General features: G+C 35.2%; 23 protein-coding genes, 2 rRNA genes and 1 pseudogene (1 of these 26 only partly in view). 6 read left to right on the top strand and 20 right to left on the bottom strand.

Going from position 1 to position 20,901, the window contains the following annotated elements; translation table 11 throughout:
• Window positions 1-108: 108 nt before the first annotated feature.
• Complete coding sequence (gene rsmI / locus OEI98_RS00605; protein ID WP_004402247.1) at window positions 109-930, bottom strand: 16S rRNA (cytidine(1402)-2'-O)-methyltransferase; 822 nt, start codon at window positions 928-930, stop codon at window positions 109-111.
• Between the two features lie 2 nt (window positions 931-932).
• The gene (locus tag OEI98_RS00600) at window positions 933-1,679 is read right to left on the bottom strand and encodes a tRNA1(Val) (adenine(37)-N6)-methyltransferase (RefSeq protein ID WP_019907180.1); all 747 of its coding nucleotides are present in this window, start codon (window positions 1,677-1,679) and stop codon (window positions 933-935) included.
• Between the two features lie 138 nt (window positions 1,680-1,817).
• On the opposite strand from OEI98_RS00600, the gene arcA reads away from it, so the two are divergent.
• The 4 genes and pseudogenes from arcA to OEI98_RS00580 all read left to right on the top strand — a co-directional run bounded on the left by arcA (window position 1,818) and on the right by OEI98_RS00580 (window position 6,728).
• Window positions 1,818-3,041, top strand: coding sequence for an arginine deiminase (gene arcA / locus OEI98_RS00595; protein WP_003868916.1), 1,224 nt, complete (start codon window positions 1,818-1,820; stop codon window positions 3,039-3,041).
• A 182-nt stretch (window positions 3,042-3,223) separates the two neighbouring features.
• A pseudogene (locus OEI98_RS00590) lies at window positions 3,224-5,387 on the top strand (hypothetical protein).
• A 98-nt stretch (window positions 5,388-5,485) separates the two neighbouring features.
• On the top strand, window positions 5,486-6,319 hold the full coding sequence (locus tag OEI98_RS00585) for a sulfite exporter TauE/SafE family protein (protein ID WP_003868914.1): 834 nt from the start codon (window positions 5,486-5,488) through the stop codon (window positions 6,317-6,319).
• 4 nt (window positions 6,320-6,323) lie between these two features.
• A complete protein-coding gene (locus OEI98_RS00580; RefSeq protein WP_003868913.1) occupies window positions 6,324-6,728 on the top strand; it encodes a DUF1634 domain-containing protein in 405 nt (134 codons plus the stop codon).
• A 13-nt stretch (window positions 6,729-6,741) separates the two neighbouring features.
• Here the strand turns inward: OEI98_RS00580 and OEI98_RS00575 are convergent, their stop codons facing one another.
• The 16 genes from OEI98_RS00575 to OEI98_RS00500 all read right to left on the bottom strand — a co-directional run bounded on the left by OEI98_RS00575 (window position 6,742) and on the right by OEI98_RS00500 (window position 17,801).
• Window positions 6,742-7,623, bottom strand: a complete 882-nt coding sequence (locus OEI98_RS00575; protein ID WP_003868912.1) for a PSP1 domain-containing protein — start codon at window positions 7,621-7,623, stop codon at window positions 6,742-6,744.
• A gap of 2 nt (window positions 7,624-7,625) precedes the next feature.
• Window positions 7,626-8,600: a DNA polymerase III subunit delta' gene (holB, locus tag OEI98_RS00570; RefSeq protein WP_003868911.1), complete on the bottom strand. Its 975-nt coding sequence runs from the start codon at window positions 8,598-8,600 to the stop codon at window positions 7,626-7,628.
• A gap of 8 nt (window positions 8,601-8,608) precedes the next feature.
• On the bottom strand, window positions 8,609-9,049 hold the full coding sequence (locus OEI98_RS00565) for a YaaR family protein (protein ID WP_003868910.1): 441 nt from the start codon (window positions 9,047-9,049) through the stop codon (window positions 8,609-8,611).
• Window positions 9,050-9,059: 10 nt separating this feature from the next.
• Window positions 9,060-9,389 carry a cyclic-di-AMP receptor gene (locus tag OEI98_RS00560; protein ID WP_003868909.1) on the bottom strand — a complete coding sequence of 110 codons (330 nt, stop codon included), beginning with the start codon at window positions 9,387-9,389 and terminating at the stop codon, window positions 9,060-9,062.
• A 13-nt stretch (window positions 9,390-9,402) separates the two neighbouring features.
• Window positions 9,403-10,014, bottom strand: a complete 612-nt coding sequence (gene tmk / locus OEI98_RS00555) for a dTMP kinase (RefSeq protein ID WP_003868908.1) — start codon at window positions 10,012-10,014, stop codon at window positions 9,403-9,405.
• Window positions 10,011-11,432 carry an aminotransferase class I/II-fold pyridoxal phosphate-dependent enzyme gene (locus OEI98_RS00550; RefSeq protein ID WP_003868907.1) on the bottom strand — a complete coding sequence of 474 codons (1,422 nt, stop codon included), beginning with the start codon at window positions 11,430-11,432 and terminating at the stop codon, window positions 10,011-10,013. The genes tmk and OEI98_RS00550 overlap by 4 nt, the downstream gene beginning before the upstream one ends.
• Window positions 11,433-11,499: 67 nt before the next feature.
• Window positions 11,500-11,724 carry a sigma factor G inhibitor Gin gene (locus OEI98_RS00545; protein WP_003871545.1) on the bottom strand — a complete coding sequence of 75 codons (225 nt, stop codon included), beginning with the start codon at window positions 11,722-11,724 and terminating at the stop codon, window positions 11,500-11,502.
• Window positions 11,725-11,863: 139 nt separating this feature from the next.
• Window positions 11,864-12,436, bottom strand: coding sequence for a DNA-3-methyladenine glycosylase I (locus tag OEI98_RS00540; protein ID WP_003871546.1), 573 nt, complete (start codon window positions 12,434-12,436; stop codon window positions 11,864-11,866).
• 10 nt (window positions 12,437-12,446) lie between these two features.
• A complete protein-coding gene (locus tag OEI98_RS00535; protein ID WP_003871547.1) occupies window positions 12,447-13,394 on the bottom strand; it encodes an ROK family protein in 948 nt (315 codons plus the stop codon).
• Window positions 13,395-13,538: 144 nt separating this feature from the next.
• Window positions 13,539-13,919 (bottom strand): glycine cleavage system protein GcvH, encoded by a 381-nt coding sequence (gene gcvH / locus OEI98_RS00530; RefSeq protein WP_003871391.1) that lies wholly within the window; start codon window positions 13,917-13,919, stop codon window positions 13,539-13,541.
• An 88-nt stretch (window positions 13,920-14,007) separates the two neighbouring features.
• Window positions 14,008-15,417, bottom strand: a complete 1,410-nt coding sequence (lpdA, locus tag OEI98_RS00525; RefSeq protein WP_003871392.1) for a dihydrolipoyl dehydrogenase — start codon at window positions 15,415-15,417, stop codon at window positions 14,008-14,010.
• 35 nt (window positions 15,418-15,452) lie between these two features.
• Window positions 15,453-15,731: a sulfurtransferase complex subunit TusB gene (tusB, locus tag OEI98_RS00520; RefSeq protein WP_003871393.1), complete on the bottom strand. Its 279-nt coding sequence runs from the start codon at window positions 15,729-15,731 to the stop codon at window positions 15,453-15,455.
• A gap of 12 nt (window positions 15,732-15,743) precedes the next feature.
• Window positions 15,744-16,103 (bottom strand): DsrE family protein, encoded by a 360-nt coding sequence (locus OEI98_RS00515; RefSeq protein WP_003871394.1) that lies wholly within the window; start codon window positions 16,101-16,103, stop codon window positions 15,744-15,746.
• 12 nt (window positions 16,104-16,115) lie between these two features.
• Window positions 16,116-16,469, bottom strand: coding sequence for a DsrE/DsrF/TusD sulfur relay family protein (locus OEI98_RS00510; RefSeq protein ID WP_003871395.1), 354 nt, complete (start codon window positions 16,467-16,469; stop codon window positions 16,116-16,118).
• A 52-nt stretch (window positions 16,470-16,521) separates the two neighbouring features.
• The gene (locus tag OEI98_RS00505) at window positions 16,522-17,538 is read right to left on the bottom strand and encodes a YeeE/YedE family protein (RefSeq protein ID WP_003871396.1); all 1,017 of its coding nucleotides are present in this window, start codon (window positions 17,536-17,538) and stop codon (window positions 16,522-16,524) included.
• Between the two features lie 20 nt (window positions 17,539-17,558).
• Window positions 17,559-17,801, bottom strand: a complete 243-nt coding sequence (locus OEI98_RS00500; RefSeq protein ID WP_003871397.1) for a sulfurtransferase TusA family protein — start codon at window positions 17,799-17,801, stop codon at window positions 17,559-17,561.
• A 188-nt stretch (window positions 17,802-17,989) separates the two neighbouring features.
• Between OEI98_RS00500 and OEI98_RS00495 the strand changes: the two genes are divergently transcribed.
• Together OEI98_RS00495 and OEI98_RS00490 are read left to right on the top strand one after the other, a co-directional pair.
• Complete coding sequence (locus OEI98_RS00495; RefSeq protein ID WP_003871398.1) at window positions 17,990-18,883, top strand: LysR substrate-binding domain-containing protein; 894 nt, start codon at window positions 17,990-17,992, stop codon at window positions 18,881-18,883.
• Between the two features lie 11 nt (window positions 18,884-18,894).
• On the top strand, window positions 18,895-19,113 hold the full coding sequence (locus OEI98_RS00490) for a sulfurtransferase TusA family protein (protein WP_003871399.1): 219 nt from the start codon (window positions 18,895-18,897) through the stop codon (window positions 19,111-19,113).
• 42 nt (window positions 19,114-19,155) lie between these two features.
• On the opposite strand, the gene rrf is transcribed toward OEI98_RS00490, so the two are convergent.
• A 5S ribosomal RNA gene (gene rrf, locus OEI98_RS00485) occupies window positions 19,156-19,264 on the bottom strand.
• Between the two features lie 32 nt (window positions 19,265-19,296).
• Window positions 19,297-20,901, bottom strand: a 23S ribosomal RNA gene (locus OEI98_RS00480) (it continues 1,659 nt past the right edge of the window).

Genomic DNA, 20,901 nt, shown 5'->3' with positions numbered 1-20,901 from the left:
TCACTGTTGATATATATTATAGTTTATTGGTGAAAAATATGCAAATATTTTTAATTTGGGATATTGAAAATCAAATTCAATTGATAATAACTATTATTTCCAACTTCTTTACTTTTTTCCTATAGTAAGTTTATACACTTGACTTTTGGGTATTCCCAATTCCTTAGCAACTTTTTTAATAACCTCTTTTTTATCCATTCCCTCTGCAAGGTATTTTTGAATTAATATCTCTGGTTTTTCTTCAACTTGTTGTTTTTGTGCTCCTTCAATAATTAGTACAATTTCACCTTTTATTTCATCCCCCAGTTTCGTTAAAACCTCATCTATTGTCCCTCTTATAAATTCTTCATGAATTTTAGTAAGTTCTCTTGCTATGACAATCTTTCTTTCAGCTACATAAGATTTCAATTCGTGGAGAGTTTCTTTTAAACGATGAGGTGCCTCATAAAGTATGACAGTTCTCTCTTCTTTTGAAATACGGTTTAGCCTTTCTTCTCTTTCTTTATTTTTTGTCGGCAAAAAACCTTCAAAAACAAAGGAAGAAGTATTTAATCCTGAAGCAACTAAAGCAGTAATTGCAGCAGTTGGACCAGGCAATGACACAACTTTTATGTCTTCTTCTATGCAAAGTTTCACAAGGTCTTCCCCAGGGTCTGAGATTGCAGGTGTACCTGCATCTGTAACTAAGGCAATTGACTTCCCTTTTTTTAATTCCTCTATAAGTTTTACCCCTTTTGTCCTTTTGTTATGTTCATGGTAACTGGTAAGAGGTTTTTTTATGTCAAAATGATTTAAAAGTTTAAGAGTTTGCCTCGTATCTTCGGCAGCTATAATATCAACTTCTTTTAAAGTTTTTAAAACTCTTAAAGTTATATCTTCTAAATTACCAATAGGAGTGGGACATAAATATAATACCCCATAATTTTCCATCTTTATTCCTCCTCTAATTGCATTTTAGAGTATATTTCTATAATTTCTTTTGTATACTCCCCACTTTTTTCATACACATAAAGGGGAGCCAATATGTTTAAACCTGGCTGAGAACCTTTTTTTGATTCTATTAGCAAAAGATTGGGTTTACTATCTACATAAGGATGCACAAATCTCAATTTTTTAGGTTCTAAATTGTATTTTCTCAAAAAATACAAAATGTCAACTAATCTTTCTGTTCTATGAATCATAAAAAATTTTCCTCCAAATTTTAAAAGTTTCGAAGCAGCCTTTATAAATTCCTCAAGTCCTCCATATATTTCGTATCTCGCGATATTTTCTGACTTTTGTTTTTTATCAAATCCCGTTTTTACTGGCATATAGGGAGGATTTGAAGTCACTATATCAAATTTTTCATATCCTAATATCTTTTCTAATCCTCTTACATCGCCTTTTATTATTTTTATTCTTTCTTCCATTTTATTAATAACTACACTTCTTGTAGCCATATCCGCCATATCTTCTTGTATCTCAACACCGTAAATAAAGGTATCTTGAGTTTTAGCAGCAATTAAAATAGGTATTATGCCAGACCCACATCCTAAATCTACAATTTTATCTCCTTTTTTAGCAGTAACAAAATTAGCAAGCAATACCGCATCCATTCCGAATTTAAATTTATCCTTGTGTTGAATTATAACTAAATCTTTCAAGTTTAATTCATCTAATCTTTCCCCATCTCTTAACATTTTATCACCTCTATAATATTCTTGATTTATTTTATCACAATTGCCAAAAGTTTTTATTAACTTTTTAAATACGTATTGAAAATTGAAGTAGTGCACAGTATACTATATAAAGAATTTAAACATTAGGAGGATGAAAAGTTGACAAAAGTAGTTACTGCTCCCCGCGTAAATTCAGAAATAAATAAATTAAAAACAACGATTTTGCACAGGCCAGGGAAAGAATTGGAAAGATTGACCCCTCAAAATTTATCCGAGCTTCTTTTCGACGATATCCCTTGGGTTAGAAGGATCCAAGAAGAACACGACAACTTTGCAAAAGTATTGCAGCAAAATGAAGTCCAAGTACTGTATTTACAAAATCTCTTAGAAGAAATATTAAAAGAAGAAGATGTAAAAGAAAAATTTATTGAGGAATTACTTCAAGTAAATGGAGTTACCTCTCCAAAAATCAATAACTATTTAAAAGAATTCCTTAAAGAAAAATCTTCAAACGAGGTTGCCGAAATAGCAATTGCAGGTTTGGCTCTAAATGAAATAAAGATAAAAAAATCTATGATGGGTTTAGCAGAATACATATACCAAGATAATTATTTTTATATAAAGCCCTTACCAAACCTTTATTTTACAAGAGACCCCGGAGCAATGATAGATGGCGGCTTAATGATAAGTTCTATGAAAACAGCAGCGCGAAAACCAGAAACTCTAATATTAAAATACATTTATAAATATCATGAAATTTTTAGAAAAAATAATATTCCTTGGTGGTATGATGATAGCTATCCTCATTCCATAGAGGGCGGAGATGTGCTGGTATTAAGCGAAAAAGTAATTGCAGTAGGATGTAGTGAAAGAACAACTCCTCAGGCAATAGAACAATTAGCCCATAATTTATTTGAAAAAGGTTCCTCTGTCGAAAGAATATTGGTAGTGCAAATCCCTATAAACCGTTCTTATATGCATTTAGATACAGTTTTCACCATGGTTGACACAAACAGATTTGTTTTTTATCCAGGAATAAAAAACGAGTTGAGAGTATTTAGCATCATAAAAGAGGAAAAAGGTTTCTCTATACATCAGGAAAAAGATTTGCAAACAGCATTAAAAAATGCGCTAAATCTCTACACAATAGATATAATACCAACTGGCGGGTTAAATGCAATAACTTCTGCAAGAGAGCAATGGAATGACAGTACAAACACTTTAGCTATCGCTCCGGGAGTTATTGTAACCTATTCTAGAAATGAAATATCTAATAAAATAATGGAAAAAGAAGGAATAAAGGTAATCCCTATTGAAGGGTCGGAACTTTCAAGAGGAAGAGGCGGCCCTCGTTGTATGACTATGCCCCTTTTAAGAGAATAAATTAAATCACAGTCCCCTTTTTATGCACAAATTTAAAGCATAAAAAAGGGGATTTTTTAATTTGCATTGAAAAGTTATTAACAAATTAACAGATTTAACCTTTCTGTTGTTAATAAATTTTTAATAATTTAATGGTATAATGTTTGGGTGTCAATTTACTAATTGAAAAGGAAGGATAATCTATGAAAAAGTTTTTTGCAATTTTTTTATGTCTTGTGTTTATTTTCTTTGCAGTTTCCCCTTCAATTTCTTTTGCATCTCCAACAAAGAATAAAATAGCAGTGCTCTTTATTTTAGATAGGACAAGTATTAATGACCTTGCTAAATACAATCTTCCAAATATAAAAAAGTTATTAGACATAGGTTCCTTAGCACTTATGAATACAAGAGCAGCCGGAAGTTATTCAGAACCTTCTTCTTATCTCACCATAGGAACAGGTACCCGAGCTTCGGCTGGTGAAATGGGTAGCTTATGTTTTAACAATGATGAAGTTTATGGCTATACTTCTGCAGAAAAATTATATCACCTTTACACTGGGAAACTTCCACAAGAAGGTAATATAGTTAACTTAGGAATACAAGATTTAATAAATCAAGCTTCTACTTTAAATTATACTGTTACGCCGGGATTGTTAGGTGAACTTTTAATGAAATTAACGTGTACGTATTAGGGAACTCTGACATAAAGACTCCCTCTGGAATATCCTATAAAAGATATGCCCCTTTAATTGGCATGGACAAAAACGGGATATCTGAGGGAGATATTAGCGAAGATTTATTAGTAAAAGATGATAATAGTCCTTACATGGTAAAAGCCGATTATGAAAAACTTTACAATAAATTTGTAGAATACAGTAAAAATGGTGGCCTCATTATTATAGACCCTGGAGATATTTTAAGGGCAGATGTATTTTCTAAATATACTTCCCCTTCCTTGGCTCAGCGTTACAGAGAAAAGGCATTATATGAATCTGATAAACTTATAGGTAAAATATTATCTGATTTGGATTTGTCTAAAGATTTATTTATTGTCGTGACTCCTTATCCTTCTAATCAAGATATACAAATTAACAATTTAATTACCCCTGTAATAATAGCAGGTCCTTCTTATTCACAAGGCTTTGCGACTTCTAATACTACAAAGCGCCAAGGAATTATTACAAATTTAGACATAGCACCAACAATATTATCATACTTTAACATAGAACCCCCTGTAGAAATGTTGGGACATCCAATTGAAAGCATCAAATACCAAAACGCCCTTGGTTATCTTATCAACGCAGATAAAATGATAGTTTCTGTCCACAATGCTAGACCATTGGTATTGAAAAGTTACGTTTTGTTTTTAGTCATTGTGCTAATACTTTATATAGGCCTATTGTTCTTGAAAAAGAATATTTAAAGTATTTGACACCTATAATTTTAGGAGTAATGACTGTTCCTCTGACATTTTTAATTCTGCCTTTATTAGGCCCCTTATCTCTTTACTTAAACATTGTGGCTGTTGTTGTTTTAACTGGATTAATTGACGGGTTAATCATGTATTTTGTAAAAAATGATTTAGATAGACTAATGGTAATAAGTTTGGTAACCACAATCACAATAATAATAGATTTGTTACTTAATTCTCCTTTGATGAAAAACTCTATATTAGGATATGACGTCATAAGCGGAGCTAGGTTCTATGGAATAGGAAATGAATACATGGGAGTCTTGATAGGTTCTTCAATTATGGGAACTATGGCATTAACTGAAAAATATAAAACCAAGAGCGTAAAAATTTTAGGCTTTATCCTTTTTACTGTTGCATTTTGGTTAATGGTTCTACCACAATTTGGAGCAAAAGTCGGCGGATTTATAACTGGTTTTATGGCTTTTGGTTCCACAATTTTGATGCTCTTTGGAGTAAAAATAAATAAAAAGACCTTTTTAATAATGTTTATCTCTATGGTAATATTACTATTTTTGATGTTTATAGCTTCAATGTTTTTTGGAACTACTACCCATATGGCCCAAACAGCTATTATTGTAAAAAGTGAAGGTATAAATTCTTTGTTCCAAATTTTTACAAGAAAGCTTCAAATGGAGCTTAACCTTATAAGATACACTATATGGTCATGGGTACTTATAATATCTATTTTAGTACTATTTATACTATCTTATAGACCAACGGGAGTACTTAAAAACATCTTCAAAAATTATAAATATGTGTATTACGGATTTTTTGGTAGTATCGTAGGTATGCTTTTTGCTCTTGCCTTCAACGATGCTGGCATTGTAGCAGCAGCCACTACCTGTATATACGCAATACCTCCTATTTTACTACTCCTTCAAAGGAAGGTATAATAAATAATCACTGTAGCCTTTATATTTGGCTCCTTTTAAAGGGTATGTTATAATTGTTATTGTAGCAATTGACCCAACAAAAACAAGGAGATGATAATGTGGTTTTAACCTCTCTAGAAATTCTCGCCTTTTCTTTTATAGCAGGAATTTTTGGAGCCCTTTTAGGATTAGGAGGAGGAATAATTGTAATTCCAGCTCTTACTTTGTTATTAGGTGTAGATATCAAATACGCTATAGGTGCAAGTATAGTTTCAGTCATCGCAACTTCCAGTGGGGCAGCAGTTGCATATGTGAGAGACAAAATTACAAATTTGAGAATAGGGATGTTTTTGGAAATCGCTACAACTACAGGAGCTATAACAGGAGCTTACATTGCAGGATTGATAAGCCCAAAATATCTTTATATAATTTTTGGCATTGTGCTTTTGTATTCGGCTTTGGCTATGCTTAGAAAAAGGCATGAAGAATTGCCTCAAAATGTCGTATCTCACCCTTTAGCTAAAAAATTGAAATTAGAAGGGTCCTATTTTGACAAAGTGTTAAATAAAGAAGTAAAATACAAAGTAGCGGGAGTTTACAGCGGTTTTGGAACAATGTATGTAGCTGGCGTTTTATCAGGACTTCTAGGAATAGGAAGTGGTATTTTTAAAGTTATGGCAATGGATTTATTTATGAAATTGCCTATGAAGGTCTCTACCGCTACAAGCAATTTCATGATTGGAGTGACTGCTGCAGCCAGTGCAGGTGTGTATTTAATGAGAGGTTATATAGACCCAAAAATAGCCGGTCCAGTAGCTTTAGGAGTTCTATTAGGAGCAATGTTGGGAACAAGAATAATGGAAAAACTTAAAAATACTACTATAAGGAAAATATTTATACCAGTGCTCGCCTATATTTCTATTCAAATGCTTATAAAAGGCTTGGGGGTGTAAAACCATGGAAAGAGAAAGTAATAAAGATTTAATGTTAAAAAAAGAAAATAAAGAAAATGAAAAAATAATGGCTATGGAACTTATAATAAGCAAGGCTTTAAATATAGGGGTTACCACCAGCGCAATTGTCATTCTTATAGGCCTTTTAATGCTTATAATAACAGGGAAAAGTGGATATCCTATTGGTTATTATCCCACTTCACCAGGTGAAATTTTAAAAGGTTTCATCTCTTTAAAGCCTTATGCTATCATCCTTACAGGACTTTTATTACTTATATTAACGCCTGTATTTCGGGTGGCCGTATCTATAATTACTTTTTTGTACGAAAAAGATTATTTGTATGCGGGTATCACTACACTCGTTTTTATAATTTTAATAATAAGCTTCATACTTGGAAAAGTAGAATAAAAATAGAGGAAATTTATTCCTCTATTTTTTCTAAGTCCTCCTCAAATAGTTCATCCTCGTAGGTTCCTTCAATTTCTTCTCTTTCTTCTATAACTTCCACTTCTTCAGGATCGTACTCTTTTATTATCTCTATTCCTTCTACATTTTTCATTTTTACTTTGAGTTTTCGTCTAATCACATCTACTTCTGCAATCTTCATTTCTTTATCTCCAACTCTTATTATGCTGCCAACCTTAGGAAGCTCTGCTCTAATTTTTTCATACATCTCCTGTTCATACTTTAAGCAGCACATCAATCGCCCGCAAATACCCGATATTTTGGTGGGATTTAAAGATAAATTTTGGTCTTTAGCCATTTTGATAGAAACAGGCTCAAATTCCCCTAAAAAGGCGGTACAACATAGAGGCCTTCCACAAGGTCCTAAACCTCCTATGATTTTTGCCTCATCCCTTACTCCTATTTGCCTTAGTTCTATTCTCATCCTAAAAACTGCAGCCAAATCTTTCACTAATTCTCTAAAGTCTACTCTGCCTTCTGCAGTAAAATAAAATATGACTTTGGTGTTATCAAAAGTGTACTCTACATCAATTAAATTCATTTCCAAACCATGCTGTTGTATCTTCTGAAGACATATTTCAAAAGCCTCAGCTTCTTTTTTCTTGTTTTCATAATAATGTTCTACATCTTCTGGTGTCGCAATCCTTATTACTTTTTTTAAAGGAGCCACAATCTCTTCTTCTGGCACCTCTTTTATACCGACAACTACTTCGCCAAATTCTATCCCTCTTATTGTTTCAACTATAACTTTATCTCCTACTTTTATTGGCAAATCCCCTGGGTCAAAATAGTATATCTTCCCTGCTTTTTTAAATCTCACACCCACAACAGTAACCAAAATTATAAACCTCCCGCTATATCTAAAAGTAGATTCTCTACTGCTAATTGATAGTTTATATTTGAATTAATCTGTGAATTAAACTGCTCTATTCTATTAATTATATTATTAAGCTTATTGATAGTCAATCGAGATTCCATTTTCTGTATTCTATTTAAAAAATCTATATTTTTTATGAAAGAGGCATCTTTTGTAGCCTTAAAAACTAACAAATCTCTCATATAGGAAAGTAGAATTTTTAAAATTTCTTCTATATTGTCTTTATTCTTATCAAAAAACTCAAACTCCTCTATCACTTCAAATCCCTTCGTAGCAAGAATTTTTTCTATTTCTTGTATTGCCTCTCTTCTAAAATTTAAATATTCCTTATTAGCTAATTTGTTAGCTTGAGCAAAATTACCATCAGCAATATGAGCTAACACTTCCGCTTCTTTTTCAGGAATATTGTGTTCAAACATTAAATAGTTCTTTATCGTATTTTTATTTTCCTTATTAAAACGAATTATATTACAGCGAGAGACAATCGTAGGCAAAAGCTCTTCTTGTTGTGGTGCAATCAATATAAAAAGGCCATATAAGGGAGGTTCTTCTAAAGTTTTGAGAAAGGCATTTTGAGCTGCTACAGTCATTTTATCAGCTTGGTCTATAATAAAAATCTTTTTGTTAGCTTCATAGGGTCTTATATTGATTTCATTAGTTATATATCTTATAGTATCTACTTTTATAGAATTCTCCTCCGGCTCTATAAAAAACACATCTGGATGATTTTTATCCATTATCTTTAGGCAAGAACTACACCTAAAGCAAGGCTTTGCAGTTTCCCCTTTGCAATTTATCATCATGGCAAAATACTCTGCCATAAATCTTTTCCCTAATCCTTCTTCTCCTACAAACAAATAAGCATTTGAAATTTTATTTTGAGATATTACATTTTTAAAAATATTTAATACGGCTTCATGCCCATAAATCCTATACACGCTATCACCTATGAATATATGTCTATTAATAATCCTCTTATATCATCTATCATTTTCAAAAGTTCCAAGTGCTTGGAATCTTTTAAAAACTCCTCTGTAAGCTTTTCTAGTTTGTCATTTACTTTTTCCACTAGAGAATAAATTTTCTTCCTACCTCTTAAGTCGACGTATTCTTTTTTGGTGTATTTTAACATGCCATTTGTCGCTTCCTGTAAAAACTTCTTTACAAGTTTTTTGTAATTAATTAAGTCCTGCAAAGTTAAATTTTCTTTTAATTTTTGTGCTGCACTGTCTATCTCTGATAAAATCCCATTCAATTTATCTTGATGAAATTGCTCTAATTCTTCGTCAAAGGTATCAATAAATTTTTTAGAAACTCTATAAGACTTATTGTACTCACTTTTTATATCAGATGAAATCTTTGGAGATTTTACCTCTTCAATTCTCATGTCAAACACCCTAAATCCTAAGGAATTTTTCTACATTTAATACAAAAACTGTAGCTCCACCAATTGTAACTTCAACGGCTTGTGGCAGGAAAATGTCTGTAGCACCACCCATAGGTGTAGGAGAAGTAATTATTCTATCGCGAGTTTTACATTTTTTCTCTATTATGCTGATAACATCATTTAATTTTTCGTCTTCTACACCTATTATCAAAGTTGTATTGCCAGACCTTAAAAATCCACCAGTAGATGCTATTCTCGTAAAGCTAAATCCCCCTTCAGTCAGGCCATCCATAAGTCTTCTTACATCCTCGTCCTGCACAATAGCTAACACTAATTTCATGTTATTGCCCTCCTTATAAATATTTTTTTACTACATCAATTATGTCTTGGTGCACTTTCATAAGCTCTTGCATTCCATCTATAAATACAAACCTTTTAGGAAATTCTTTAACTAATTTAATATACCCCTCTCTCACTTTTTTGTGAAACCCCCAACTTTCTTTTTCTAATCTGTCTGCTTCTCTTTTTCCTCGCCTTTTCATTGCTTCTTCAGGAGTAATGTCTATATAAATTGTTACATCAGGCAAAATCCCCATTGTAGCTATTTCATTAACTAACTTAACTTTTTCTATCCCTAAACCTCTTGCATATCCCTGATACACATATGAACTGTCTACAAAGCGGTCTAAAATTACAATTTGGCCTTTTTCAAGGGCGGGCAAAATTTTCTCCTCCACTAGCTGAGCCCTAGAAGAAGCGTATAAAAGCATTTCTGTAACTGGAGAAATAAAATTATTTTTATCTAATAAAATATCTCTAACTTTTTCTCCAACTTTTGTGCCTCCAGGCTCCCTTAATACCAAAATATTATAACCCTGTTTTAAAAGATACTCCTCCAGAAATTTTATCTGAGTAGTCTTACCGCATCCATCTATTCCTTCAAAGCTTATAAATTTTCCTCTCATATTTCACACACCAATAGGCTGTTATTTTTAAGACCTAATATCTTAATACCTTTATTATATAATACATTTATATATTTTACCATATCTTTTTTTATGCGCTCTCCCGGACAAATAAGTGGAACACCTGGAGGATAAGGGATAATAAAGTCTGCAGAAACACGGCCTTCTGCTTCTTCTAAAGATATTAATTTAGTCTTTTGCCTTACTGCTTCAGAAGGTTTTAAAACCATTTCTGGAGTATCAGGATAAGCTGCTACTTCTTCAGCTGTTTTTTTATCTTTTTTTACATTTGCAAGCCCTTTTATCCCCTTTATTAAAAGGTCAACCTTTTCTTTATCATCCGCTAATGTAACCATAGCAAGTATATTAAAAGTATCGGCCATCTCTACCTGTATATTAAAATTCTCTCTCAAAAACTTTTCTGCTTCAGGCCCTTTTATACCTAAGTTCTTTACACTTATAGTAAGTTTGGTTTTGTCAAAGTCAACAATGGCGTATTTGCCTACTATTTCTTTACCTAAACATCTTATTCCCTCAATGGTGTTTATCTCATATCTTGCATAATCAGCAAGAATAATCGCTTTTTCTAATCTATTTTTACCTTCTTTCTCCATGTAATCTCTTGCAATGTCAAGGGAGGACATGAGAATATAAGAAGGAGATGTTGATTGAAAAAGGCTTAAAGAATATTTTAGTCGATTTGTATCTACTCTATCAGAATTCAAATGAAGTATAGAGCTTTGAGTAAAAGAAGACAAGGTTTTGTGTACACTCTGTACCACAATATCTGCTCCTGCCTGTATAGAAGAAAGAGGCAAATTATTAGAAAAAGGAAAGTGAGCTCCATGGGCTTCATCTACAATTAAAATTTTATTGTATTTATGAACAATGTCAGAAATTCCTGTGATATCGCTACAGAACCCGTAATAATTGGGATAAGTCATCACAACTGCTTTTATAGCCTCATCTTTTTTTAAATATTCTTCCAATTTGTTTATGTCAATTCCCATTGGAATACCGTCTTCATAATCAATTTCCGGGTTTATATAGACAGGCACTGTTCCTGTCAATACAAGGCCATTGTACACAGATTTGTGAGAATTTCTCATTATAAGTATTTTATCGTCAGGATTTAACACTGCATACATCGCTGCATATATGCCGGATGTCGTCCCATTTACAAGAAAAAAAGACTCTCTTGCCCCAAAAGCTTTTGCTGCAAGTTTTTGTGCCTCAAGTATGGGACCTTCAGGGTTGTGAAGATTGTCAAGTCCTGGTACCTCTGTTAGATCAATCTTTGCCAAATTAACAAGATATTCTCCTGGAAAAGTCCTTCCTTGTTTATGACCTGGCATGTGAAAAGGTATAATTTGGTTTTTTGCATAATCCATAAGTGCTTCATATAATGGAGCTGTCATACAATACCTCCGTATAATCATAATTTTTCGTTATTTTGATTATACCATAAAAATATGAAAACCGGATTCATATCCGGTTTTCATATTTTATGTCTTTCATATAGCCTTCCCATATGTCTATCATTTTTTGCCTGTAAAAATCATAACCTTCATCAAAAGGAGATAAGTTTATCAATTTTTCTTGGCAATTTGTACAAAGAAATTTTCCTAACACTTCTATTCCATCTTGTGATTCCTGTTCGCATATAAAGCATTTCCTTTTCGTTGCTATGCTTTCCATATGCAACACCATCTTTCAAAATTTTCTAATGTAATTATTCCCTTTTGTGCAAAAATATATTCACCCTTTTTTGTATTTCCTAATTTCATTATATTTTTTCGTAAAAGAAAAAAGCAAGTCTCAATGCAAATTGCACCAAGCCCTGCCTGTATTATTTAAAAGTCTCAACTAACTCCTTATATCTAAAGCAACTTATTAAATGATCATTTACTATTCCAACCGCCTGCATATAGGAATATATAATAGTAGAACCTATAAAAATAAATCCTCTCTTTTTAAGGTCTTGGCTGATTTTATCTGATAATTCAGTTTTAGAAGGTATATCTTCAATTTTTTCCCACGCATTTATTATAGGTTTATAATTTACAAAACCCCAAATATATTGATCAAAACTTCCAAATTCCTTTTGTATTTCTATAAACCTTTTTGCATTGTGTATTGAAGCCTCTATTTTCTTTCTGTTTTTTATAATTCCACTATTTTTTATGAGTTCTTCTACTTTCTTTTCGTCATATTGTGACACTTTTATAGGGTCAAAGTCAGCATAGGCCTTTCTGTAATTTTCTCTTTTTCTTAAAATAGTAATCCAACTAAGACCTGCTTGTGCCGATTCTAAAACCAAAAACTCAAAATGTTTTTTATCCTCATGAACAGGCACTCCCCATTCTTCATCATGATATTTTATGTAAATGTCGTCACTAAGACACCAAGGACACCTATTCATATTTCACCTCTTATAAAAGTAATGCTGCCGCTCCTAAAACACCCACGTTTTCTCCAAGCTCTGCTTTTACTACTTCACATACTTCGGCATTAGGCTTTAAAGCTTTTTTCTTTATTGTTTCCATCATTTTATCATAAAGCATCTCCCATTGAGTGGATACGCCACCACCTATGGCAATTCTTTTTGGATTATAAAAAGCCATGATATTTGAAATTCCCACTCCAAGATAAAAAGCTTCATTGTCAACCAATTCTTCCGCAAACTCATCTCCCAATTTTGCCGCTTCAAATACATGTTCCGATTTTACTACTCCATCTTTGGCTAAATCCCTTATCATTGTATCTTTCCCATTTTGAATTCCTTCTTGAGCAAATCTCGCAATAGCCGTACCAGAAGCAAAAGCCTCAAAGCACCCATAATTTCCGCAATTACATCGAGGCCCATTAAAATTTATAGTATGGTGCCCAATCTCAGCTGCATTAGAATTTTCTCCGCTATAAAGTTTTCCTTGAATTATCACGCCACCACCAATCCCAGTACTTACAGTTATATAAACAAAATTGTCTATACCTCTTCCTGCGCCAAATAAATGTTCTCCAATAGCTGCAGCATTTGCATCATTCTCTAATTTTACTTCAACTCCCAGCTTATGAGATAAAATATCCACAATGGGAACATTGTCCCAACCTGGAAGATTAGGTGGGCTTATAACTACCCCCCTTTTGGCATCAAGGGGCCCTGGAGATCCAATCCCAACTCCTTTTAAATCAGATATTTTTAATCCTGCTTCTTTTAAAACGTCATAAACACTTTGTTCGATTCGCTTAATTACTTCTTCTGGCCCTTTTTCTGCCATAGTAGGTATTTTGATGCTCTTTATGATATTGCCCTTCTCATCTACAAGCCCTGTACTTATCTTTGTCCCCCCTAAGTCCACACCGCATAGGATTTTCACCATTTTTATCCCTCCATTGCCATATTCTTACCTTTAAAGAATTATATATACCATTCTGGATAAAAAACCTTTAAATAATTATAGCATTACTAAAATTATTAATAAAGTCAGCACACAAAAAGAGAATGCCCTTTCAGGCATTCTCTTTTATCCTTTTTCCAATAATTTCTTATATTTTTCGGCTGTCATTAAATCCTCAAGTTGTGATTTGTTTTTAAGTTCTACTAATACAAGCCAACTACCATAAGGATCACTGTTTACTAGAGAAGGGTCATCAACAATATTGTTGTTTACCTCAACCACTTTTCCATCCACTGGTATATAAACGTCAGAGGCTGCTTTTGCTGATTCTAGAACTCCAAGTACATCGCCAGCAGTGAATTCCGTCCCTACTTCTGGCAATTCAATGTATTCTATATCTCCTACAGAATCCTGTGCATAGTCAGTTATTCCTATATATGCTTTATCTCCCTCTATTTTGAGCCATACATGGTCTTTCGAATAGTACAATCCTTCCAAAACTTCCACTTTGGAAAACCTCCTATTTCATGAAATATTTTGTCCATTTAAAAAACTACCAAACTTTAGTTTTTAATAATAGTTGTATTTAAGAAAATTACACTTTGTGTATAGACTCCCCAAAGATGTCCTTAGCAGCTTCCATAATAGTTTCACTTCGGGTAGGATGGGCATAAACCGCTTTCTTCAAAGCTTCTGCATCCACACCTTCTTGACAAGCCGTTGAAAGTATGTGAATAAGTTCAGAAGCTCCACTACCTACTACCCATGCACCAACTACTTCTCCATTTTCATTTGAAATTATCTTTGCAAAGCCCTCTGTTTCTCCATAAGTTTTAGCTCTTCCATTGTGTTTGAAATCAAATCTTCCTACTTTTATTTCTTTAAATTTCTTTCTCGCTTCTTCTTCGGTATAACCAAAATATCCAATCTCTGGCTCTGTAAATACTGCAGCAGGTATTTTCATATAATCTAAAGTAGATGATTCGCCAAAAATATTATCTACCGCAACTTCTGCTTGTGCTGAAGCAACATGAGCCAGCATCATTTTGCCTGTGACATCACCTACTGCATAAGCTCCTTCTACATTTGTCTTCATGTGCTCATCAACTTTAATAGCTTTTCCTTCAAATTCTAATAGTTCTACAATTGGACCAATATCCGTATTTAACTTCCTCCCTATAGACACAAATACCTTGTCTGCGTATATGCGCTTTATATTTTCACCATTTTTAACTGTTACTATACTCCCACCGTTTTCTTCTTCATCTATTCTCTCAACCGTTGAAGAAGTATATATCTTGATTCCTCTTTTTTGTGCAACGAATTTAATAGAGGAACTTATCTTTTTATCAAGTGTAGGAAGAATATTAGGCATCATTTCAACAACTGACACTTTTACTCCAAATTGATTCATTATAAAAGCAAATTCCATGCCTATTACTCCGCCACCTATAATGCATAAACTTTGAGGTAAAGAGGTCATTTCAAGAATAGTATCACTATTCATGACATTTTTAGAATTAATGCCTTCAATAGGAAGTTCAGCAGGTGATGACCCAGTTGCAATAATAATGTTTTTCGCTTTAATTTTATTTTCTCCAAATAGTACATTCTTTTCTTTGTCAACTTTTGCTTCAGCATTAAAAACATCTACTCCATTAGCCTTCAGCAAAGCATTAATGCCTTCAACAAGCTCCCCTACAATATCATCTTTTCTCTTTACAACTTGAGTATAATCAAAAGAGTTCACTTTTACATCAAATCCAAATTCTCCAGCTCGTTTTAAAATGTCATACACTTCGGCAATTCTTGCATAAGCTTTTGTCGGTATACATCCTCTGTTTAAACAGGTACCACCTAATTTATCTTTTTCAAATAAAGCTACTTTTGCACCTTTTTTAGCAGCTTTAATAGCAGCAACATATCCTCCAGGACCTGCCCCTATTACAGCTAAATCATATTCCTTGACATCTGAGAATTCAGCCACTTTTATCTCTCCATTCATTTGACATACCTCCAGCGTGATAGCCAATCATACCTCTAAGAAATTATTTTCTCATCCCTTTCTATAAGATCAGCCCATCCCTCATAATCTATCAAAGGAATTTGGCTTTCACTCTCTTCAAATCCTCTTGCAATAAAATCTTCCTTAAGCGCGAAGAGCTCAACCCCTTCTTTTACAAGGCCCTTTAGATTTTTTTCAATTGCAAAAATGACCCCATCCTGTATGAAAATAACTTTATCCTGAGGCAGTGCAAGTTTCAACAAAAATTCTGAAAGTTTATCAGCTGGACTTTTCTTAACAATTATTAACGCCATATCTTTTCCCTCCTAAAAGAATACTACCTTATCGAAAGAATGTACAAACTCTGGAAGTTCTTCTTTTATTATCGTCTTTAAATTCCAATGAGGTTCAATCTCATTTTCTTTTATGCTATATTTTTCAAGGTCTTCTTTTACTGCATATACTTGAGTATTGTATTTCTCCAAATATTTAAATGTAATAGAGAGCGGTAAACATCCAATTATTTCTGGTTTGCATTGTTTACGAACTGCAAGAACTGCTTCGTTTACAAAAAGTACAACCGGTTCAAGGTCTTCTCCATACATGCCAAAAGCACTTCTGAAAGCCTCATTTATCCAGATGCTCCCAACAGGCGAATTGTACACTGCAAATAAAACTTTTTTCATTCTTTACACCTCCTATGGCAGTAAATTGATGTATCTATCGGAATTGTAAATAAGTGCTGCCATCTCCGGCACTCCGGAAAAATCTGCACCTTCAATTTTCATATCTTCTGTAATTCCCCTATACTGCGCACAAAGGCCGCAAATGTGAACCTCTATCCCTTTAACGGAAAGTTCTTGAAGTTTTAACGGAATATTCCTATCAATTTTCATGGGCTTTACCAGTTTATTTGTTGCAAGAACAGAATCAGCAAACAAAAATATTGAAACTTTATGCCCCCTATTCACAAGGGTTTGCGCTAAATTAATGGCTGTATCCATATCCTCATTTGTATAAGGTGGTACATTTACCTGTATTGTTATATGCATATTTATCCCCTCCTCTTAAAATTTCGTGGGAAGGGCAAAGCCCTTCCACAATTTATCTTCTTTCAAAAAGATACCACACCATAAACCAGTTTCCGAGCACTGCAAATACCGCAAAAACAATTGAGCTTATAGCTAGATGGGGAAGTCCAGAAAGAATGTGCCCTATATTGCATCCTCCTGCACTTCCTGCACCAAGTCCCATTAGAACGCCACCTATTGCAACTTGTACAAAAGTTTTTGGGTCTTTTGGAGCTCTTAATCTAAATTCTTTTGTAAGAAGAGCCGCTATAAATGCACCAATTATAATCCCTAATACTTCCATTCCTTCCCAGTTGTACGGAATTGGTTCTGTTGGATTAATATTTGCAGTTGTAGTTCTAAAAAGATTTACCCAACCCCCAGTAATTCCAAGAGCATAAGTTTTTTGTGAAATATATCCTATAGTTCCTACAAGACCAAGAGCAATGCCACCTGTAATCCAATCAAGTCCTGACACTTTTCTCTCTGTTGTTTTCCACACAATAACTATGATCAAAAGTATTACTGCAAAAATGATTGCAACAATCCATGGATTAATATTAAGCAGATTTGCAATAGTTAGATTTACAGCTCCATCTTTTGCCCCATACAATCCACCGGGATTGTTAGTGGTAGTGATAGGCTTCCCCAGCCAATTGTTTACAAATGATAGAGGACCACCTTTTACAGCTGCTGCAGTGATTCCGTAGAAGACTGCTGCAATAAATGCTGTTATATATCCCTCGCCTATCCTATAAGTAACACCGCTGGCACAACCACCTGCTAGAACCATGCCCATACCAAATAAGAAACCGCCTATGATCTGAGCGAGAGGAATCAAAGGTTTTGGATTTAATTTAATCCAACCCAGTTGCGCCGCCAGATGAAAGCCAATCGTCTCTACAAGTATTGCAACCAGAGCCATTTTCATGAGATAATTATCTTTTGTCATTTTGACATCCCTAATAGCAGAGTTAAAACACATCCTACCTCTTTGCAAAACAATTCCAAAAAGAATCCCAACTAAAAGCCCCTGTAACCTCGGATCCATAAAATCTCCCCCTCAACTTATCAAAGCTTTTTAATGAGAATTCTCCACTCACTGGGTCCAATTTCCTCAATAGAGATGACTTCCCCTCCTACTTCTTTAACTCCAGCTGGGATTCTTTCTTTGGAAAGCGCATAGTCAATAAGCACTTCAAGAATTTCCCCTGATTTCATCTCCTTAAGCTTCCTTCTCGTGTCTACATCTGGAACTGGACACACTTCACCTCTTTCGTCTAAAGTATAGGTAGGTTTAACATCATTACCCATTTTACATTCCTCCTCACTTTGTTATCATTTTAACATTCTAGTTTCATTATACTATAAAATTTTCTTCTCATATCATTTGAAATTCTTATGTAATATTAGTTTTACTTATAACAAACTTTGTAGTATAATAAAACTTAACGAAACGAAACGTTGTATTGCGATAGCTTTTTAACAAACAGGGGGGTATTGTGAATATTGAAAATTTAAGAGCATTTTATAAAACCGTATACTACAAGAGCATTTCTTCCGCAGCAAAAGAATTGTATCTCTCACAACCTGCTATAAGTCAACAAATAAAAGCGTTAGAGAAAGACTTAAAAGTTACTCTTTTAAAGCGCAGTAACAGAGGAGTCATTCCTACCCCAGCTGGGGAATTGGTGTATCAGTATGCAGAGAGGATATTAAATCTATGCGATAATATGATTAAGGACTTAGAGTGCTGCGAAAACGACTGCATAAATAGGCTTACAATTTCTTCTTGCCCCACTATTGGCCAATATGCTCTCCCTTGCACTCTTCACGAATTTAAGAGAAGGTATAAGAATGTGACAGTTCATGTAGAACACAATTTCACACCAGAAGTAATCTATAACATCAAAGAAGGAGGAATAGATATTGGGTTTATAGAAGGCTGTTATGTCGATGAAAATATTTCCTGTATACCTTTGGGAGAATTCAAAATGCATTTTGTTGCAAGCGGTAATTGGGAAGAAAAAAGCTTGTTAAAAAACAAATTATTACGTTATAATTTTTTTATAATACACAAAAAGTGCGCTCTAAGAAAAGTAATTGAAGAAACACTTCTAGCCAATGGAATTGACATCAAAAAACTAAAAATTGAAATTGAATCTCCCTCTATTGAGTCGATAAAGTCCTCTGTAGCAGCAGGACACGGTCTGTCTATTTTACCTTATATAGCCATAAAGAAAGAATTATATACTAAGACCTTGTCCATAGTTCAGGTTGAAGACATAGAATTTAATTACACTTATTCAATCATATACAATAAAAAGATTTACAAAAAATCCAAGTCTGATTTCATCGACTTTATAAAAAACAGCGGTAAAAAATTTTTCTGCTAAAGGTGATGCAAATGGTTCATGAAATCATGTGTATGGGGGAAATCTGTCCTTTGCCTCTTTTAAAAACCAGAAAAAAATATGAAGAAATGAAAGAAGGGGATGTATTAAAAGTAGTTGTAGACCATCGCTGTAGTTTGGACAATATAGAAACATACTTTTCTAAAATAGGTTGCACTTTAAAAATAGAGGAAGTGTTAACTGGCGTCTGGGAAGTATATATAAAAAAATAAACTCCTTTACAGGAGTTTCATAAAGGGGGCTTTATAAAATTTTACCGGCAGCGACCTACTCTCCCGCGAAAGCAGTACCATCGGCGCTGGAGGGCTTAACTTCCGTGTTCGGAATGGGAACGGGTGTTTCCCCTCCGCTATCGCCACCGGAAATCTAGACCCTCAAAACTGCACAAAGCCTTCTCGGTCAAGTCCTCGACTGATTAGTACCGGTCAGCTAAGAGTGTTTCCACTCTTACACCCCCGGCCTATCTACCTCGTGGTCTTCGAGGTGTCTTACCCCGGCACTCAACTCTACTCACTAGTGGAAAGACTATTCTTTATCCTCTCTTTTAGCCATCTACGCCCTTGTCCTGACTTTTTTAAATGTTTCTCCCTTATTAACGCATCTTTTTTATCTCTATATGCTTCATAGTATACTAATCTCCATTTTCCTTCTCTTGTACTCTTTACTTCTTTTCGTTGATGCGCTAAATACCTTTCCTTTATATTAGACGTATAGCCTATATATATCTTTCCTTTTTCATTTGTCAGGACATACACATAATACATCTTGCCTTCCTCCAGTAAGTATAGTTGAGTGCCGGGTGGGAAACCTAATCTTGAGGCGGGCTTCACGCTTAGATGCTTTCAGCGTTTATCCCCTCCGAACTTGGCTACCCAGCTGTGCACCTGGCGGTGCAACTGGTACACCATCGGTTCGTCCACCCCGGTCCTCTCGTACTAGGGGCAGTGCCTCTCAAGTTTCCTTCGCCCGCGACGGATAGGGACCGAACTGTCTCACGACGTTCTGAACCCAGCTCGCGTACCGCTTTAATGGGCGAACAGCCCAACCCTTGGGACCTACTTCAGCCCCAGGATGCGATGAGCCGACATCGAGGTGCCAAACCTCCCCGTCGATGTGGACTCTTGGGGGAGATCAGCCTGTTATCCCCGGGGTAGCTTTTATCCGTTGAGCGACGGCGTTCCCACTCACTGCCGCCGGATCACTAAGCCCGACTTTCGTCCCTGCTCGAGATGTCTCTCTCGCAGTCAGGCTACCTTCTGCCTTTGCACTCTCTCGCGCGATTCCCGTCCGCGCTGAGGTAACCTTTGGGCGCCTCCGTTACCCTTTAGGAGGCGACCGCCCCAGTCAAACTGCCCACCTGCCATTGTCCCTACGCCGGTTCCACGGCTATAGGTTAGAATTCCGGTAATCCCAGGGTGGTATCCCAACGCCGACTCCAGTAAGGCTGGCGCCCTACCTTCTCCGTCTCCCACCTATCCTGTACAAGAATTACCAAAATCCAGTGACAGGCTACAGTAAAGCTCCACGGGGTCTTTCTGTCCAATCGCGGGTAACTCGCATCTTCACGAGTACTACAATTTCACCGGGCCCCTCATCAAGACAGCGCCCAAGTCGTTACGCCTTTCGTGCGGGTCGGAACTTACCCGACAAGGAATTTCGCTACCTTAGGACCGTTATAGTTACGGCCGCCGTTCACTGGGGCTTCGGTTCAGTGCTCTCACACTTCCCCTTAACCTTCCAGCACCGGGCAGGCGTCAGCCCCTATACTTCGTCTTCCGACTTAGCAGAGACCTGTGTTTTTGGTAAACAGTCGCTTGGGCCTCTTCTCTGCGGCCTTTCGGCACTCCTTCTCCCGAAGTTACGGAGTCATTTTGCCGAGTTCCTTAATGAGGGTTCTCCCGCTCGCCTGTGGATCCTCTCCTCGCCTACCTGTGTCGGTTTGCAGTACGGGCACCTTGGACCTCGATAGCGGCTTTTCTCGGCAGCTGCTTCGGTGGCTT

The organism is Thermoanaerobacter sp. RKWS2 (assembly GCF_026240795.1).
Lineage (GTDB): Bacteria > Bacillota > Thermoanaerobacteria > Thermoanaerobacterales > Thermoanaerobacteraceae > Thermoanaerobacter > Thermoanaerobacter ethanolicus.
This window is presented reverse-complemented; position numbering and strand designations above follow the sequence as displayed.

What these genes read in the sequence shown, in the direction of transcription:
- OEI98_RS00505 (WP_003871396.1), bottom strand. Translation starts at nt 17,538, where the DNA reads ATGGATCCGAGGTTACAGGGGCTTTTAGTTGGGATTCTTTTTGGAATT.
- rsmI (WP_004402247.1), bottom strand. Translation starts at nt 930, where the DNA reads ATGGAAAATTATGGGGTATTATATTTATGTCCCACTCCTATTGGTAAT.
- OEI98_RS00510 (WP_003871395.1), bottom strand. Translation starts at nt 16,469, where the DNA reads ATGCATATAACAATACAGGTAAATGTACCACCTTATACAAATGAGGAT.
- OEI98_RS00535 (WP_003871547.1), bottom strand. Translation starts at nt 13,394, where the DNA reads ATGGTGAAAATCCTATGCGGTGTGGACTTAGGGGGGACAAAGATAAGT.
- tusB (WP_003871393.1), bottom strand. Translation starts at nt 15,731, where the DNA reads ATGGCGTTAATAATTGTTAAGAAAAGTCCAGCTGATAAACTTTCAGAA.
- tmk (WP_003868908.1), bottom strand. Translation starts at nt 10,014, where the DNA reads ATGAGAGGAAAATTTATAAGCTTTGAAGGAATAGATGGATGCGGTAAG.
- OEI98_RS00490 (WP_003871399.1), top strand. Translation starts at nt 18,895, where the DNA reads ATGGTTCATGAAATCATGTGTATGGGGGAAATCTGTCCTTTGCCTCTT.
- OEI98_RS00515 (WP_003871394.1), bottom strand. Translation starts at nt 16,103, where the DNA reads ATGAAAAAAGTTTTATTTGCAGTGTACAATTCGCCTGTTGGGAGCATC.
- OEI98_RS00550 (WP_003868907.1), bottom strand. Translation starts at nt 11,432, where the DNA reads ATGACAGCTCCATTATATGAAGCACTTATGGATTATGCAAAAAACCAA.
- OEI98_RS00580 (WP_003868913.1), top strand. Translation starts at nt 6,324, where the DNA reads ATGGAAAGAGAAAGTAATAAAGATTTAATGTTAAAAAAAGAAAATAAA.
- OEI98_RS00560 (WP_003868909.1), bottom strand. Translation starts at nt 9,389, where the DNA reads ATGAAATTAGTGTTAGCTATTGTGCAGGACGAGGATGTAAGAAGACTT.
- OEI98_RS00600 (WP_019907180.1), bottom strand. Translation starts at nt 1,679, where the DNA reads ATGTTAAGAGATGGGGAAAGATTAGATGAATTAAACTTGAAAGATTTA.
- OEI98_RS00545 (WP_003871545.1), bottom strand. Translation starts at nt 11,724, where the DNA reads ATGGTGTTGCATATGGAAAGCATAGCAACGAAAAGGAAATGCTTTATA.
- lpdA (WP_003871392.1), bottom strand. Translation starts at nt 15,417, where the DNA reads ATGAATGGAGAGATAAAAGTGGCTGAATTCTCAGATGTCAAGGAATAT.
- OEI98_RS00565 (WP_003868910.1), bottom strand. Translation starts at nt 9,049, where the DNA reads ATGAGAATTGAAGAGGTAAAATCTCCAAAGATTTCATCTGATATAAAA.
- OEI98_RS00540 (WP_003871546.1), bottom strand. Translation starts at nt 12,436, where the DNA reads ATGAATAGGTGTCCTTGGTGTCTTAGTGACGACATTTACATAAAATAT.
- OEI98_RS00500 (WP_003871397.1), bottom strand. Translation starts at nt 17,801, where the DNA reads ATGGGTAATGATGTTAAACCTACCTATACTTTAGACGAAAGAGGTGAA.